The organism is Paraburkholderia phytofirmans PsJN (assembly GCF_000020125.1).
GTDB lineage: Bacteria > Pseudomonadota > Gammaproteobacteria > Burkholderiales > Burkholderiaceae > Paraburkholderia > Paraburkholderia phytofirmans.
Genome location: NC_010676.1, coordinates 352,743 through 367,975, shown reverse-complemented (window position 1 = coordinate 367,975; position 15,233 = coordinate 352,743). Strand labels below are relative to the sequence as shown.

Annotated in this window: 15 protein-coding genes; 6 read left to right on the top strand and 9 right to left on the bottom strand. The window is 63.7% G+C overall.

Translation table 11 applies throughout. From position 1 onward, the window contains the following. Positions 1-330 precede the first annotated feature (330 nt). The 5 genes from pcaC to BPHYT_RS21415 all read right to left on the bottom strand — a co-directional run bounded on the left by pcaC (position 331) and on the right by BPHYT_RS21415 (position 4,372). Positions 331-726, bottom strand: a complete 396-nt coding sequence (gene pcaC / locus BPHYT_RS21435) for a 4-carboxymuconolactone decarboxylase (RefSeq protein WP_012426209.1) — start codon at positions 724-726, stop codon at positions 331-333. Next, positions 723-1,514 carry a 3-oxoadipate enol-lactonase gene (pcaD, locus tag BPHYT_RS21430; protein WP_012426208.1) on the bottom strand — a complete coding sequence of 264 codons (792 nt, stop codon included), beginning with the start codon at positions 1,512-1,514 and terminating at the stop codon, positions 723-725. The genes pcaC and pcaD overlap by 4 nt, the downstream gene beginning before the upstream one ends. A gap of 5 nt (positions 1,515-1,519) precedes the next feature. Then, positions 1,520-2,899, bottom strand: coding sequence for a 3-carboxy-cis,cis-muconate cycloisomerase (locus BPHYT_RS21425; RefSeq protein ID WP_012426207.1), 1,380 nt, complete (start codon positions 2,897-2,899; stop codon positions 1,520-1,522). Between the two features lie 92 nt (positions 2,900-2,991). Beyond that, positions 2,992-3,651: a 3-oxoacid CoA-transferase subunit B gene (locus tag BPHYT_RS21420; RefSeq protein ID WP_012426206.1), complete on the bottom strand. Its 660-nt coding sequence runs from the start codon at positions 3,649-3,651 to the stop codon at positions 2,992-2,994. 13 nt (positions 3,652-3,664) lie between these two features. Next, complete coding sequence (locus BPHYT_RS21415) at positions 3,665-4,372, bottom strand: 3-oxoacid CoA-transferase subunit A (protein ID WP_012426205.1); 708 nt, start codon at positions 4,370-4,372, stop codon at positions 3,665-3,667. Positions 4,373-4,758: 386 nt separating this feature from the next. On the opposite strand from BPHYT_RS21415, the gene BPHYT_RS21410 reads away from it, so the two are divergent. Then, a complete protein-coding gene (locus BPHYT_RS21410; RefSeq protein WP_012426204.1) occupies positions 4,759-5,688 on the top strand; it encodes a LysR family transcriptional regulator in 930 nt (309 codons plus the stop codon). A gap of 123 nt (positions 5,689-5,811) precedes the next feature. After that, positions 5,812-6,450: a GTP cyclohydrolase I FolE gene (folE, locus tag BPHYT_RS21405; RefSeq protein ID WP_012426203.1), complete on the top strand. Its 639-nt coding sequence runs from the start codon at positions 5,812-5,814 to the stop codon at positions 6,448-6,450. 33 nt (positions 6,451-6,483) lie between these two features. Here folE and BPHYT_RS21400 read toward each other — a convergent pair whose 3' ends face one another. After that, complete coding sequence (locus tag BPHYT_RS21400) at positions 6,484-7,389, bottom strand: DMT family transporter (RefSeq protein WP_012426202.1); 906 nt, start codon at positions 7,387-7,389, stop codon at positions 6,484-6,486. A gap of 292 nt (positions 7,390-7,681) precedes the next feature. On the opposite strand from BPHYT_RS21400, the gene BPHYT_RS21395 reads away from it, so the two are divergent. After that, entirely contained in the window at positions 7,682-8,719 is a 1,038-nt protein-coding gene (locus tag BPHYT_RS21395) for a VTT domain-containing protein (RefSeq protein ID WP_012426201.1), read from the top strand. Positions 8,720-8,745: 26 nt separating this feature from the next. Here the strand turns inward: BPHYT_RS21395 and BPHYT_RS21390 are convergent, their stop codons facing one another. Continuing rightward, on the bottom strand, positions 8,746-9,627 hold the full coding sequence (locus BPHYT_RS21390; protein WP_012426200.1) for a CHAD domain-containing protein: 882 nt from the start codon (positions 9,625-9,627) through the stop codon (positions 8,746-8,748). Positions 9,628-9,893: 266 nt separating this feature from the next. Between BPHYT_RS21390 and BPHYT_RS21385 the strand changes: the two genes are divergently transcribed. After that, complete coding sequence (locus BPHYT_RS21385) at positions 9,894-10,487, top strand: short chain dehydrogenase (protein ID WP_012426199.1); 594 nt, start codon at positions 9,894-9,896, stop codon at positions 10,485-10,487. A 206-nt stretch (positions 10,488-10,693) separates the two neighbouring features. Then, the gene (locus BPHYT_RS21380) at positions 10,694-12,280 is read left to right on the top strand and encodes an inorganic phosphate transporter (protein ID WP_012426198.1); all 1,587 of its coding nucleotides are present in this window, start codon (positions 10,694-10,696) and stop codon (positions 12,278-12,280) included. Between the two features lie 109 nt (positions 12,281-12,389). Here the strand turns inward: BPHYT_RS21380 and ppk2 are convergent, their stop codons facing one another. After that, a complete protein-coding gene (gene ppk2, locus BPHYT_RS21375; RefSeq protein WP_012426197.1) occupies positions 12,390-13,316 on the bottom strand; it encodes a polyphosphate kinase 2 in 927 nt (308 codons plus the stop codon). Between the two features lie 156 nt (positions 13,317-13,472). Next, entirely contained in the window at positions 13,473-13,871 is a 399-nt protein-coding gene (locus BPHYT_RS21370; protein ID WP_012426196.1) for a VOC family protein, read from the bottom strand. Between the two features lie 291 nt (positions 13,872-14,162). Here BPHYT_RS21370 and BPHYT_RS21365 point away from each other — a divergent pair, with 291 nt between their 5' ends. Further along, positions 14,163-15,206, top strand: coding sequence for a S1C family serine protease (locus BPHYT_RS21365; protein ID WP_012426195.1), 1,044 nt, complete (start codon positions 14,163-14,165; stop codon positions 15,204-15,206). Positions 15,207-15,233 lie beyond the last annotated feature (27 nt).

Here is a 15,233-nt window from a genome sequence, read left to right as displayed (position 1 = left end):
ACGTGCAGAAAGATTAATAGCAGAGAGCTCACCGGCATTCGTATTGTCAACGAATCGGGTCTGCCAAAATCTCGGAAAATGACGATGCGCAAACAAGAACGTCAGAAATGTTTGCAGGAAAATTCAATTTCAGTGTGCGAATTTTCTGCAAAAATCGAGAGGAGTGGAATGCGACCGAATCTCGCAGTGCGCGGCGTCCAGGTCGAACACCACCGGATATCAGGTATCCGTATCACAACCCGTTGCAGGCTGGATGAAGTCGAACATCGTCGATGTTGAGGAGCAGCGTGCATTCGCACGCTGCCTGGCACGTCAACTCGATTGCATGGCTTACGGTTGAGCTGCCGCTGCGTCGTCTTCGCGGAACAATTTGTCCGCAAGGTGGAACGCCGAATTGGCCGCCGGCACGCCGCAATAGATCGCGGTTTGCAGCAGCACTTCCTTGATCTGCTCGCGTGTCACGCCGTTGTTCTTCGCGGCGCGCAGATGCAGCGCGAGTTCCTCGCTGCGATTGAGCGCCACCATCATCGCAATGGTCAGCAGGCTGCGCGTGTGGCGCGGCAAGCCGTCGCGCGTCCAGATTTCGCCCCATGCATAACGGGTGATGAAATTCTGAAACTCTTCCGTCAACTCATTGCGATTCGCAAGCGACCGGTCGACGTGCGCACTGCCCAGCACCGCGCGGCGCACATCGAGGCCGGCTTCATAGCGATCTTCGTCGTTCATTTTTGCTCCGTGAGGAAATCGACTACCGTCTTCGTGAAAGCGTCGGCTTTCTCGATGTTGGAAATGTGCGAGGCGTCCAGTTCCACGTAGCGCGCGCCGGGAATCGACTGCGCCAGCTCGCGGCCTTGCGCCGGCGTCGCGGCCAGATCGTGCGTGCCGCTGATCACCAGCGCCGGCAGCTTGATGCCGGGCGCTTCGGGGCGCAGGTCGGCCGCGTCGATTGCGTCGCAATTCGACGCGTAGCCTTCCTTGTCGGTATGCACGAACACATCGCGAATCAGGGCCAGCACTACCGGCTCGCGTTCGATATAGTCGGCCGTGAACCAGCGCGGCAGCACGGCATCGGCGAGCGCGAGCATGCCTTCGCTGCGCGCTTTCGCGGCGCGCGGCACCCACACTTCCGGCGAACCGATGCGCGCCGCCGTATTGCACAGCACGACGCGCTCGAACCGGTTGCCGTGACGCGCCGCCAACGCAACGCCCGTCAGGCCGCCCATGGAAATTCCGCAAAAATTCGCGCGGGCGATCTTCAGCGTATCCATCAGGCCGAGCACGTCGCCGGTCAGCTGTTCGATCGTGTAGGGGCCCTTCGGCGCTTCCGAATGGCCATGGCCGCGCGTGTCGTAGCGCAGCACGCGAAAGTGCTTCGACAGCGCCGCGACTTGCGACGCCCACATGGACAGATCCGTGCCGAGCGAATTCGACAACACGATCCACGGCGCGTTGCCGTGACGGTCGCCGTCGATTCGATAGTGAAGCTCGGTCCCGTTGACTGCGGCGTAAGGCATGCCCGTTACTCCCTGGAATGGTCGCGCTGCGAGCGCGTGGTGTGAAGTGCCAGCGCGGCGTCCACATAAGCGTGCGCCTGGCCGACGTATTGAGCCGGATCGAGCAGTTGTTTCAGGCGCTCGAGCGGAAGATGCGCGGTGACGGCCGGGTCCGCGGCGAGCACGTCGAACAGCGTCTGGCCGTCGCGGATCGCGGCTTTCGACGCGCGCTCCACCAGATGATGCGCGTCGAGCCGGCCGATGCTGTCGCCGAGCGCGAGCATCACTGCTTCACCGAGAATCAGGCCGTGCGTGACGTCGAGATTGGCGGCAAGGCGCGGCACGTTGACGTTCAGCCCGGCGGCGATCTGTTCGATATTGGCGAGCGCGCCACCCGCGAGACGCGCGAGATCCGGCAGCGCGTCCCACTCGGCTTGCCAGCCGCCGAGCGCGCGTTCGTGCTCCTGCACCATGCCGGCGAACACCGTGGCGACCAGCCCCGGCGCGCGCGTGGCGGCCGTCAGCACCGCCGCGCAGCCAACCGGATTGCGCTTGTGCGGCATGGTTGACGAGCCGCCCTTGCCGGCCGCGGCCGGTTCGGCGAGTTCGTCGATTTCGGTTTGCATCTGCAGCGAGATGTCGCGCGCGATCTTGCCGAGCGTGCCGATCAGCATGCCGAATAGCGCCGCCGTTTCGGCGATGCGATCGCGCTGCGTATGCCAAGGCAGCGTCGGCACGGTGAGGCCGAGTTCTTTTGCAAGCGATTGCGTGACTTGCGGCGCGGCATCGCGCAGGCTCGCCAGCGTGCCCGCCGCGCCGCCGAATTGCAGCACCAGCGCGCGAGCGCGCAACGCGTCGAGCCGCTCGCGATGGCGCAGCAGCGCGTCGAGCCATTGCGCGAATTTCAGGCCGAGCGTGATGGGCAGCGCCTGCTGCAACCAGGTGCGGCCGATCATCGGCGTGGTGCGATGCGTGGCCGCGAGTTTCGCCACGGCGTCGCAGGTCGATTGCAGGCTGCTGTCGAGCAGATCGAAAGTGTCGCGCAGTTGCAGCACCGTCGCGGTGTCGATGATGTCCTGGCTCGTGGCGCCCCAATGCACGTATTTCGACGCTTCGGCGTCGGCCGCCTTGACGCGCGCGGTGAGTTGCTTGACGAGCGGAATCGCGAGATTGCCGCCGAGCGCGGCGTCGCGTGCGAGTGCGTCGGCGTCGAGTTGATCGGCCTGGCAAGCGGCTTCGATCGCGGCCACCGCCGTTTGAGGAATCACTTGATGCGCGGCCGAAGCGCGCGCAAGCGCCGCTTCCACGTCGAGCATCCGTTGCAGCGTGGCGCGCGGCGCCCAGATGTCGTTCATCGGCTGCGTGCCGCAAAGAAGTCCGGTGAGACGGGCGCTGGAGTCGAGCATGGTGACGTCGATGATCGAAGGTGTCGGTGATTGAGTTTACGCCGCAAGGCGCCGGCATGCGGGCCGGCGTCGCGCGGCGCGTTACGGGCGCGTTAAGCCGCGTGCGCCGCCTGCGTGCCGTCGATCAGCGGCACACCGGTCAGCTTGTGCAAAGCATCGAAATCGATGTCCGAGAAAATCTCGCGCACCACGAGGCCCCGATCGGTGACATCGATCATCGCCAGATCCGTATAGATGCGGTCGACGCAACCCACGCCCGTCACCGGGTATGAGCATTCAGCGGCAATCTTGCTCTCGCCCTGCTTGGTCAGGTGCTCCATCATCACATAGACTTGCTTCGCGCCGATCGCCAGATCCATCGCGCCGCCGACAGCCGGGATCGCGTCGGGCGCGCCGGTGTGCCAGTTTGCCAGATCGCCCTTGGCCGACACCTGAAAGGCGCCGAGCACGCAGAAATCCAGGTGGCCGCCGCGCATCATCGCGAATGAATCCGCATGGTGGAAATAGCAGCCGCCCGTGAGCAGCGTGACGTGCTGCTTGCCGGCGTTGATCAGTTCGTCGTCTTCCTCGCCTTTGGCGGGCGCCGGGCCCATGCCGAGCAGGCCGTTTTCGCTATGCAGGAAGATTTCCTTGTCGGCGTCAAGGTGGTTGGCCACCAGCGTAGGCACGCCGATGCCGAGGTTCACATACGCGCCTTCGGGGATATCCAGCGCAACGCGCTTGGCCATTTCATCGCGGGTCAGTTTTTTCATGTCGGTCTCCGAATCAGGCGGCAGCGTCGTGAGGATTGGGCATCGGGGCGTGGGCCGCTTGCGGCACTTCGATCACGCGTTGCACGAAAATGCCGGGCGTCACGATGTTTTCCGGGTCGAGTTCGCCGAGCGGCACGACTTGCGATACCTGCACGATCGCGGTTTTCGCCGCCGTGGCCATAATCGGTCCAAAATTCCGAGCCGTCTTGCGATACGTGAGATTGCCCCAGCGATCGCCCCTGTACGCCTTGATCAGCGCGAAGTCCGCGTGCAGCGGCGCTTCCAGCACGTAGTGCCGGCCGTCGATCAGACGGGTTTCCTTGCCTTCGGCGAGCTTGGTGCCGTAGCCGGTCGGCGTGAAGAAGCCGCCAATGCCTGCCCCCGCCGCGCGAATGCGCTCCGCCAGATTGCCCTGCGGCACCAGTTCGAGTTCGAGTTCGCCGGCGCGATACAACGCGTCGAACACATACGAATCGCTTTGGCGCGGAAACGAGCAGATGATCTTGCGCACGCGCTTGGCTTTGAGCAGCGCAGCGAGGCCGATGTCGCCGTTACCGGCATTGTTGTTGACGATGGTGAGCTCGCGCGCGCCCTGTTCGATCAGCGCGTCGATCAGCTCCGATGGCATGCCGGCCGTGCCGAAGCCGCCGATCATGACGGTCGCGCCGTCGTTGACATCGGCGACCGCCGATTGAAGTGACTCGAAAATCTTGTTGATCATGTCGAATTTCCTTTGAGGGCGCTGCGTGCCGTCAGACTTGCTGCCATGCGGGCAGGGCTTGAGCGGGACGGTCTCCGGCCAATGCTGGCGGCGGCTCGCCGAGTGCGATGTGGGCTGGCGCCGTTGGTTTGCTCGCTTCAAATTTGTTCGTTACATGAACATGGATTCGTTTAGCGAACGCTGAGACGATTATCGTAGTCCTTCGTGCACGTTGTCAAGGCAGGGAATTCCCCTTAATCATAGGTTCTCGCCGCATGACATGCCGGTTTGTCGTTGCCGTTGGCCGGCGGCAGCGGACAATCGCACTATCCAAGTTGGAGATTAATGGGCTAACCTCTATCTACATATCAAATACGCAGATCCGCAATCCGCACAGGTCGTCAAGCATGTCTGAATCAAATCTGGATCTGAATCTGATCCCTTTCCTTGTCGCGATGGAAGACACGCGCAACGTCAGTCGCGCGGCGGAGCAGCTCGGCGTCAGCCAGCCACGCGTGAGCACCGCGCTCGGCAAGTTGCGGGAATACTTCGACGATCCGCTGTTCGTGCGCACGTCCAAAGGCATGGAGCCGACGCCGCGCGCGCTCGCCATCCTGCCCGCCGCGCGCGACGCGCTCCTGCGCATCGAGAAAGGCATGCTCGACGTACAGGAATTCGACCCGGCCACCAGCACTCATACGTTCTCGATCGCGCTCTCCGACGTCGGCGAGATCGTGTTTCTGCCGCGGCTTCTGCAACTGTTCGCCGAACGCGCGCCGTTTGCGAATCTGCGCTCGGTGACGGTCTCGCCGTCGCAGGTGGAACGCGGGCTCGAATCGGGCGACGTCGATCTGGCGATCGGCTATTTCCCTGATCTGGCGGGCAATAACTTCTTCCAGCAACGGCTCTTCAGCCATCGTTTCATCTGCCTGATGCGCACGGGCCATCCATTGTCGAAGGCGCCGCTCACGCTGGCTCAGTATGTAGCGTCGGGTCACGCCGTCGTGCGCTCTGAAGGACGCAGTCAGGAAATCCTCGAGCAATACCTGGAGAAGAAACGCATCAAGCGCCGCGCCGTGCTCGAAACGCCTCACTTCATGAGCCTGCCGTTCATCCTCGCGCGCACCGATCTATTGGCGACCGTGCCGCATGCGATCGGCTTCGCGTACGTCTCGGAGCACGCGTCGATCACGCTGGTCGAGCCGCCGCTGCCGTTGCCGCATTTCGATCTGCGCCAGCACTGGCATCGCAAGTTTCATAACGATCCGCGCGGCGGCTGGCTGCGTAGCGTGGTCGCCGAACTGTTCAACGACGCGATGGACGAATGGCCCAAGTGAGCGGCGCCCTGACAGCACACAGGGACATCAGCACGACTCGTTGCAAAACATGGAACAATGGCCGCACTCATTGAACCCGCGCGCTCCGTACAGCGTCGACGCGCGATCCCGTAGGAGCGACGGATGACCAGTAGCAAGGCGAAGAAAACCAAACCCATAACCGCAACGGAGCGCCCGAGCCGCGAGGAAGCTGAAGCAGCGGTTCGTGTGCTGCTGCGTTGGGCCGGCGACGATCCGGCGCGTGAAGGTCTGATCGATACACCGGCGCGCGTGGTGCGCTCGTACGAGGAGTTTTACGCGGGCTATCAGGTCGACCCGCGCGAGATCCTCGCCCGCACCTTCTCCGAGGTGGACGGCTACGACGAAATGATCGTGCTGAAAGACATCCGCTTCGAAAGCTACTGCGAACATCACATGGTGCCGATCATCGGACGCGCGCACGTGGCGTATCTGCCGCAACATCGCGTGGTCGGCATCTCCAAGCTGGCGCGGCTGGTCGATGCGTTCGCCAAACGCCTGCAGATCCAGGAAAAGATGACGGTGCAGATCGCCGACACCTTGAACGAAGTGTTGCAACCGGCAGGCGTCGGCGTGATTCTCGAAGCCGCGCACCAATGCATGTCGACGCGCGGCGTGCACAAGGCCGGCGTGACGATGGTTACCTCGCGCATGCTCGGCACGTTCCGCACGGATCCGTCGACACGTCGCGAGTTTCTGTCGATCGTCGGCAATCCGGGGGTGGTGGCGGTCGCTAATACCTAGACCCAGGTTGAGCGCAGGTAGGGCATGCCTGCCTCATGCCGCGCTCCGCCTCATGCGCAGCTGGCCGAAAGTGGCCAGCAACACCGCGCCCAGCACGCACGCGACACCGGCGAGTTGCGCCGCGCTGACCGGCTCACCCAATACCATCGCAGCCAACGCCACCGCGCTCACCGGCACGAGTGCGGTCATCAATCCCGCTTCCGCGCCGCTAATCCGGGCGGCGCCCGCATACCAGAGCACGAAGCCCACCACGGTCGGCACCAGCGCGTAATACAGCACGCCGCCGAGTGCGCTCGCATCGACCGGCAAGGCCCACGGCTTTTCGAAGCAGGCCGGCACGAGCGCCACGGCGAAACCGATGCCACACATCAACGCCGACAGCGGCAACGGCGCCACTGCCGTGCTCAGCTTGCGATTGAGCAGAATGAACAACGCCTCGCAGACGATCGCGAGGAACACCAGCGCGTTGCCCGCCAGCGAACTCACCGCATGCGGCGCGCTGAATTCACCGGGATGCACGGTGCACACGAGCACGCCCGCCGTCGCCAGCAGGATCGCGCCGATCAACGCGGGCGCGGGGCGCTCGCCGAGCGCCAGCACGGCGACGCCGGCCGACACGGCAGGCAAGGTGCCGGCAATTACGCCCGCATCGGCGGCCGAGGCGAGTTTCATGCCGCTGATTAGCAGCACGGTGTAGCCGACGCTCCCCGCGCCTGCTTGGGCAATCACGAGCAGCGTATCGCGCCGGTCCAGACGCGGCCAGCGCACGCCTCGCCAGCGCATCGCCAGCACGAACAGCGGAAAGGCGATCGCGAAGCGCAACGCGGTCGCGCTGAACGGCGGCAGTCCGGCCGCGATCGGTTTGCTGACCACCACCGTGCTGCCGACGCCGATCATCGCCAGCGCGCAATACAGATATCCGGCATACCGCGAGTTCATGGTGCTGTCCTGTTGGTTGGATCGAGCACGCAGAGTAAAGGTGCGATGAGCGGCGGTCTTGAACGAAATTGCAAAGCCAGCGCAAGCCGACAAGCGAGTCAATGAACCAGGTCAGCCCGCTCACGATGACGCCGTCAATGTTGGCCCTGCGCCAAATCCATCGAGTATCCTGAGCGAACGGAACGCCGCTCGCATGAAGCCGGCAGGCCGCTCAGGTACACGCTTTGCAACCGCCTGAAGAAAAGCCCTCGAAGCACGCCGGCGCAACCGCAAAAAAACAGGAGCTTCTCAATTGGTAGAATTTCCGTCTTCGGCGGTGTCGACCTGGGGTGGCGCGGTCGTATTCCTCAACGTCCTGTTGACGCGCCTCGGCGTGCCGATCCCCGCCGTGCCCGTACTGCTGTTCGCAGGCTCCGCGATTGCCGCCGGCACGCTGTCGTTCTGGCCGGTCCTCGGCGCCGCCGTGCTCGGCGCGCTGCTGGGCGACGGCGCATGGTTCACGGCTGGCCGCCTGTATGGTCGCAAGCTGATCGCCGCGCTAGGCCGGCTGTCCCCCGCCGTCGATGCCAAAGTGGATAAGGCGCGCGCGCTGTTCGAGCGCTTCGGCGTGCCGCTCGTGTCGATCTCGAAGTTCGTCCCAGGACTCGCGCTCATCACGCCGCCGCTGATGGGCACGACCGCCGTCGACGCCCGCATCTACGCCGCTTGGGACGTAGCCGGCGCCCTCGCGTGGGCGGCCTTCTGGCTCCTCGGCGGCGCCGCGGCGGAACGGCAACTGCATATGCTGCTCGAATTCGTCAAAGCGCGTGGTGGCACGGTCATCGACATTTTGCTGGCCAGCGCGCTCCTCTATCTCGTCTTCCGTCTGCAGCAACGACGCCGCGAACGCCGCCGTTTCAGGGAAGCCGCGGCGGCACAGGCCGCCGGCGGCTGGCTCCGTCTCGCGCCGCCGCCCAAGGTGCTCGATGCCCGTCCGCAGGCGCCCTCGATTGAAGCGCCGTGCCGCATTCCCGGCGCGCTCGCGCTCGATCCGCACTCGCCGGAGCAGATCGACGGAGCGCTGCGGGCGCACGACACGGTGATCTACTGCATTTGCCCGGACAGCGCGACCGCGGTCGAAATCACGCAACGCATGCGTTACAACGGCTACACGCGGATTCGCGCGCTACGCGGCGGCCTCGATGCCTGGCAGCGGCGCGGCTTTCCCGTCGAACCGCTTGCTTTAACCGACGAGCCGGGCACCGGCAACCGCGCGGCGGCATCGCTTGGTGAAGCGCGCGGGGCGATCACGTTGCGGGGCTTCGCGCCGCGCAGCACGCAAGGCACCTGAGCCGAGCCACGAAGACGCGCGCCGTATCACAGCTTGCGCAGCAGTCCGGCTGCCGAACGCATCCGGCGTTTGCGCTCCTTGCCGAGCCAGTGAAGCGCCGCTTCAGGGTCGCCTGCGCCCGCAAGCAAAGCCGCATTGTCGCGCAGCAACATCTCGCTTGCGACCACATCGTTCAGCGTACCGAAACGTTTCTGGATCTGCTTCAAACGTTTGAGGGTGCGTTTGCGGCCGCCGCTCAGGATCGGTCCGAAAAACTCCAGCAGATAGCGCAGCTTCTTGCCCGCCTTCCTGACGTTGTGAAAGGCGACGTAGTTGGAGCGCTTCGCGCGGCGCGCGCGTTTCATCCGCTTCTTCAGCGAACGCTCGGAAGCGGCCACGCGTTGCTCGGCGAATTTCCGCAGCGGTGTGCGTTCATGCGCGGTGTTCAGTTCTTTGGACGCAGTGGACAAAGCTTCGCGCAGCAGATGCTTGACGTCGGCGTTCGAGAGCGTTTCGCGGCTTGTCGTCAACGCGGCGCCGCGAGCGTCCTGCAGTTTGGGCGCTATTTCGCCGGTGCCGCTGCGCGCGCCGTTATCGTCGCGTGTCAGCAGTTCGATCAGAATGTCCCAGTCGCGCGTTTTGCCGGCGGCCGTGGCCAGATACTTATATAGCGCGCGTTGCCGGGTGTTCTCGCCGCTTTCAAGCAACGGCTCGAACGCCCACCATAACGAGCGCAAGCGCCGTAGCGAGACGCGCAATTTGTGCAGCGCTTCCGGCGACGGGTCTTCGCGCACCGCGTTCGCGTATTCGATCGCGTGATCGACAAGAGGGGCCGCATACGACGAGAAAGCCTCTTGCGCGGAGTGCGCCTTGACCGCCGGTTCGCTGTCGGCGGATCGTTTTTCGCCTTTCGGATTGTCGCGCTTCATTGAAGCCCCTTGAGAACACCCTATCGGCAGACTAGCAAAAAAAGCGCCCAACAAAAATGATGCGTGGTCATTGCTTCGCTTTGACGGCCCGCACGCATGATCTAACGCAAGCTTCATCCGTCGCGGGGCGAGCGTGCTACTTTTTTCTGCGTTCGGCGACATCGCGTGCATGGAGCGACTATCTTTAACAGACGCGTCAGCACTTACCCGCGCATCGGCGCCGCAATCTGGATCGGCGCAAAACACAAACAGCTTCAGGAGCTTGTATGCGAATACTGATTGTCGGTGCAACCGGTCTGATCGGCGGCGAGGTGGTCAAGTTGCTCGCCGCCGAACACGATATCGTCACCGCGAGCCGCAAGGGTTCGGATCTCCACGTGGATCTGTCGAACAAAGGCAGCATCGAATCGATGTACCAGCAAGCCGGCACGCTCGACGCGGTCATCTGCACCGCCGGCGCAGCGAAGTTCGCCCCGCTCGACTCACTCTCCGACGACGATTTCTCGTTCAGTCTTACCAACAAATTGATGGGCCAGGTCAATCTGGTGCGCTGCGGCGCGGCACACGTGTCGCAAGGCGCGTGCTTCACGCTGACGAGCGGCACGCTCGCACAGCACCCGATGGAAGGCAGCGCGGCCGTCAGCATCGTGAATGCCGGCGTGGAAGCGTTCGCGCGCTCGGCGGCACTCGAGCTGCGTGGCAAAGCCCGCGTCAACGTGGTCAGCCCGGGCTGGGTCGCCGAGACGCTCGAATCGATGGGCCGCGATCCGTCGCAAGGCGTGCCGGTTGCCGTGGTGGCGCAGGCCTACAAGCGCAGCCTCAATGGCAGCGCGAGCGGCGACGTGATTTCCGCCTCGTGACGAATCGCGTGCGCCAGTCCTTTTCGGACATCTGAGCATCCGTATCCGACAACCTCCGAGCCGTACTCCGAAGCGACGCGCTGCCCGTGGCCGCGCGCCTTCTCGCGCGCCACGACGGCGCGCCGCAGCGTCACGCCACTGTCATCATTGCGACACACACGCCCCGCAGGATCGGAAACTCGCGACAAACTTTTGGGGCTCACGTCATGCCGGAACTTTCGTATCCACAGCCAGGCACTGCTGCCGGAAAGGGGCGCAACATCAGCCTCATCATCTTCCTCGCAGTGATCCTGGTGGGCGCGGTGTATTGCGCAGTGCACTTATTGGACGATCTGCAACCCGTTCGCGAGAGCTCGGTTCTGCCTTACCTGCTACTCGGCATTGCATTGTTGATCGCGTTGGGCTTTGAGTTCGTCAACGGCTTTCACGACACGGCCAATGCAGTCGCGACCGTGATCTACACGCATTCGCTTGCACCGAATTTTGCGGTGGTGTGGTCCGGCAGCTGGAATTTTCTCGGCGTGTTGACGTCGAGCGGCGCGGTCGCTTTCGGCGTGCTGCAACTGCTGCCGGTCGAACTGATCTTGCAGGTGGGCAGCAGCGCCGGTTTCGCGATGGTCTTCGCTTTGCTGATCGCCGCGATCATCTGGAATCTCGGCACATGGTGGTTCGGACTGCCGTCGTCGAGCTCGCACACGCTGATCGGCTCGATCATCGGCGTCGGCCTGATGAACCAGTTGATGCACGGCACCGACGGCACGAGCGGCGTGGACTGGAATCAGGCGCTCGGCGTGGGCAAATCGCTGCTGTTTTCGCCGCTGGTCGGTTTTCTCGCGGCGGGTTTGCTGTTGCTGATCCTGAAAGCCGTGGTGCGCATTCCCGCGCTGTATGCCGAACCGAAGGGCAAGGAGCCGCCGCCGTTCTGGATCCGCTGCCTGCTGATCCTGACCTGCACGGGCGTCTCGTTCGCGCATGGCTCCAACGACGGCCAGAAAGGCATGGGCCTCATCATGCTGATCCTGATCGGCACGGTACCGACGGCCTACGCGCTGAACAAGGCGGTCACCCCGGCGGAAACGCAAACCTTCCTCGCCGTCGCGCATGAAACTTCGGCGACGCTCGCCAAATACACCCAGGGCGCGACACCCTCGGCCAATCCGCGCGCCGATGTCGAAGCGTATGTGCGCACGCACCAGTTGACGCCCGCCACCGTGCCGGCCTTGCGGCAACTGACCGACATCATTGCCGGCCAGGTTGGCACATCGGGCTCGATGGCCGCGGTGCCGCAAGGTATCGTCGATAACGTGCGCAACAACATGTACGTGGCCTCCGAAGCGATTCGCCTGATGGCCAAGAACAAGCAGCCGGCATTCTCGCCGGAAGACGCCAAAACGATCGGCAACTTCAAGACGCAAACTGATCACGCCACCAAATTCATCCCGACGTGGGTCAAGGTCGCGGTGGCGATCGCGCTCGGTCTCGGCACGATGGTGGGATGGAAGCGCATCGTCGTGACAGTCGGCGAGAAGATCGGCAAGCAGCATCTGACATACGGACAGGGTGCATCGGCTGAATTGGTGGCGATGCTCACGATCGGCGCCGCCGACATGTACGGCCTGCCGGTCTCCACGACGCACGTGCTGTCCTCGGGCGTGGCGGGCACGATGGCGGCCAACGGTTCCGGCCTGCAATGGGGCACGGTGCGCAGCCTGATCCTTGCCTGGGTGCTGACGTTGCCGGTTTCGATCGCGCTGGCTGCCGGCTTGTACTGGGTGTTCCGGGCGGTGTTTTAAGCCTGTGCGGCGGCCGGTTCCTCAACCGGCCGCCACTTTGAAAAGACATGAAAAAAGCGCGGAACGAGCCGCGCTTTTTTCATTCCAACGTCCCGCACTTTCTCGCTGACTAGTACACCTCAGGCACGATCATCGAAGCCGGCACCGGCTGACGGCTGTACTCGTCGTGATAAACGCGCGAGGGCAATTCGATCTGCGAATGTTCGATCTCGTGATACGGCACCTGGCTCAACAAATGGTGAATGCAGTTCAGGCGCGCGCGCTTCTTGTCGACCGCCTGCACGACCCACCACGGCGCTTCGAGAATATGCGAGCGCTGCAGCATCACTTCCTTGGCCTGCGTATAGGCTTCCCAGCGACGTCGGCTTTCAAGGTCCATGGGACTCAGTTTCCACTGCTTCAGCGGGTCGTGAATGCGGTTCTGAAAGCGGATCTCCTGCTCTTCGTCGGTAATCGAAAACCAGTACTTGAGAATCTGCACGCCGCTGCGCGCCAGCATCTTTTCGAATTCCGGCACCGAACGGAAAAACTCTTCGTACTCTTCGTCGCTGCAAAAATTCATCACGCGCTCGACGCCCGCGCGGTTGTACCAGCTGCGATCGAACAGCACCATTTCGCCGCCGGCCGGCAGATGCGACACGTAGCGCTGAAAGTACCACTGCGTGCGTTCGCGGTTATTCGGCGCCGGCAGCGCCGCCACGCGGCACACCCGTGGATTGAGACGTTGCGTGATGCGTTTGATCGCGCCGCCCTTGCCGGCCGCATCGCGCCCCTCGAAAATCACCACGAGGCGATGGCCGGTCTGCACGATCCAGTCCTGCAGTTTCACGAGTTCACCCTGCAACCGGAACAGCTCGCGGAAGTACATCTTGCGCGCCTCGCGATGCTCGGGCGTGAAGCCCTCCGCGCCGTCGATGATGCGGTCGTCGACCTCCATTTCGAGTTCCTCGTCGTAGGCGTCGATCAGGTCCTCTTCGAAACGGCGCTGCCGCTCTGCCATTAATTCAGCCTCGGGTCTCGGATCCTGCTCTTTCATTGCGGCTCTCCTGGCAACGGAAATGGTTAGGCGCGCGGCGGCAAACGCGACGCGGACGCGTTCGATTATCGAAGCGTCAGGTGTCAGCCGTGTTACCGCTGCGGCTTAGCGCCCTGTCGACGCCCATGATAGCGAGTTTCGCCCGGCCGCCCGGTGCTAGCGCAACGGTTTCGCGAAGCTGAGTTCGTGGCCGTCCGGATCGGTGATGTGAAAATAGCGCTCGCCCCAAGGCGCATCGGACGGTTCCAGCGACGGTTTTAGTCCCGCCGCCAGCGCTTTGCGATAAAGCGCGTCGACGTCGGAGACATAGATGATCACGCGGCCCCACCAGGCGACCGGCGCGCGCGTATCGACGATCAGATTCAGGTACGAACCGCCGAACGCAAACGATGTGAAAGCCTCCTGCGGACCGCCGAATTTCATCGGAAAGCCGAGTGCTTCGTAAAACAGCACGGCGCGTGGCATGTCGCGGGTGGCAAGCGTAATGGCGCTGATCGATTCGATTTGGGGTTCCGTCGGCCCGCTCGACGAAGGTGATGTGGCGGCTGGGTTCATGGCGGCTCTCTCCTTGGCATGGCGGACGTGTTTTGGGTGCAGCACGGTGCGTGCCGTAGCTGAGGCGTCTGCTCTGGCTTTGCTGGCTGCTAGCGGCTTGGCTGGCTTGGCCGCCTCGCTGGCCTCGCTGGCCTCGCTGGCCTCGCTGGCCTCGCTGGCCTCGCTGGCCTCGCTGGCCTCGCTGGCCTCGCAAAGTGTCTCACAGCGCACTCAGCCGCGGCGCGCTTCGCGGCCACTTGAAAACCTTCGCGACGCCCCGCATCTCGCATTCCGTTTATCCGGAGCATCGCCATGGGAAGCCGCCCACGCTTCGTCGATGACCTGTCGCGCGCCGCATCCGACGCCCCCGGGCCCGAGACACTCAATCCTTTTTCCGACGACGCCCTGCTCGACGCCTACTCCCGCACCGTAATCGGCGCGCTGGAACGCGTTCAGCAAGCAGTCGCCTTCATTGCCGTCGAACGGCGCCTGCCCGGCCAGCCGTCCGGCCGCGGACGCGGTTCGCGCGGCGGCACCGGCTCGGGCTTTCTGTTTACGCCCGACGGCTATCTGCTCACCAATAGTCACGTCGTGCACGGCGCCACCCACATTACCGTGACGCTCGCCGACGGCGCGAAATTCGACGCCGATCTGGTCGGCGACGATCCCGGCAGCGATCTGGCCGTCCTGCGGATCGGCTCACCGGAGCCGCTGGCTCATGTCGAACTCGGCGAATCGTCGAAACTGCGTGTCGGTCAAATTGCGATTGCGGTCGGCAATCCGCTCGGCCTCGCGCAAACGGTCACGACCGGTGTAGTGTCGGCGCTCGGCCGCTCGTTGCGTTCGAATTCGGGCCGCATGATCTACGACGTGATCCAGACCGATGCCGCGCTCAATCCCGGCAATTCGGGTGGTCCGCTAATCAATTCGGCGGGCCAGGTGATCGGCGTGAATACCGCGATCATTCCCGGCGCACAGGCCATCTGCTTTGCCACCGCAATCGACACCGCCAAGTGGGTCATCATGCAGATCTTCGCGCATGGCCGCGTGCGGCGCGCTTATATCGGCGTCGCGGGCACGACCAGGCCGCTGTCGCGCCGTGTGCAGCGTTATTTCGGCTTGAGCTCGGAAAGCGGCGTACATGTCATGGAGATCGTCAAAGGCAGCCCGGCCGCGCTCGGCGGTCTGCGCACCGACGATACGATCATCGCGATCGATACGCAGGCCGTGCAGGACGTGGACAGTTTGCAGCGCACGCTCGACGCATCTCGAATCGACAGACCGGTCAATGTGACGGTGTTGCGCGGCGCGCAGCGGCTCGAATTGACGTTGACGCCGGTCGAGCAGGCTAGCTGAGACGCCGGCGGCATGCATGTTCCTGAA

Excerpts from the sequence above, each read along its gene's own strand:
- BPHYT_RS21365 (WP_012426195.1), top strand. The coding sequence starts at position 14,163 with ATGGGAAGCCGCCCACGCTTCGTCGATGACCTGTCGCGCGCCGCATCC.
- BPHYT_RS21400 (WP_012426202.1), bottom strand. The coding sequence starts at position 7,389 with ATGAACTCGCGGTATGCCGGATATCTGTATTGCGCGCTGGCGATGATC.
- BPHYT_RS21415 (WP_012426205.1), bottom strand. The coding sequence starts at position 4,372 with ATGATCAACAAGATTTTCGAGTCACTTCAATCGGCGGTCGCCGATGTC.
- pcaC (WP_012426209.1), bottom strand. The coding sequence starts at position 726 with ATGAACGACGAAGATCGCTATGAAGCCGGCCTCGATGTGCGCCGCGCG.
- BPHYT_RS21390 (WP_012426200.1), bottom strand. The coding sequence starts at position 9,627 with ATGAAGCGCGACAATCCGAAAGGCGAAAAACGATCCGCCGACAGCGAA.
- pcaD (WP_012426208.1), bottom strand. The coding sequence starts at position 1,514 with ATGCCTTACGCCGCAGTCAACGGGACCGAGCTTCACTATCGAATCGAC.
- ppk2 (WP_012426197.1), bottom strand. The coding sequence starts at position 13,316 with ATGAAAGAGCAGGATCCGAGACCCGAGGCTGAATTAATGGCAGAGCGG.
- BPHYT_RS21370 (WP_012426196.1), bottom strand. The coding sequence starts at position 13,871 with ATGAACCCAGCCGCCACATCACCTTCGTCGAGCGGGCCGACGGAACCC.
- BPHYT_RS21425 (WP_012426207.1), bottom strand. The coding sequence starts at position 2,899 with ATGCTCGACTCCAGCGCCCGTCTCACCGGACTTCTTTGCGGCACGCAG.
- BPHYT_RS21385 (WP_012426199.1), top strand. The coding sequence starts at position 9,894 with ATGCGAATACTGATTGTCGGTGCAACCGGTCTGATCGGCGGCGAGGTG.
- BPHYT_RS21410 (WP_012426204.1), top strand. The coding sequence starts at position 4,759 with ATGTCTGAATCAAATCTGGATCTGAATCTGATCCCTTTCCTTGTCGCG.
- BPHYT_RS21380 (WP_012426198.1), top strand. The coding sequence starts at position 10,694 with ATGCCGGAACTTTCGTATCCACAGCCAGGCACTGCTGCCGGAAAGGGG.
- BPHYT_RS21420 (WP_012426206.1), bottom strand. The coding sequence starts at position 3,651 with ATGAAAAAACTGACCCGCGATGAAATGGCCAAGCGCGTTGCGCTGGAT.
- folE (WP_012426203.1), top strand. The coding sequence starts at position 5,812 with ATGACCAGTAGCAAGGCGAAGAAAACCAAACCCATAACCGCAACGGAG.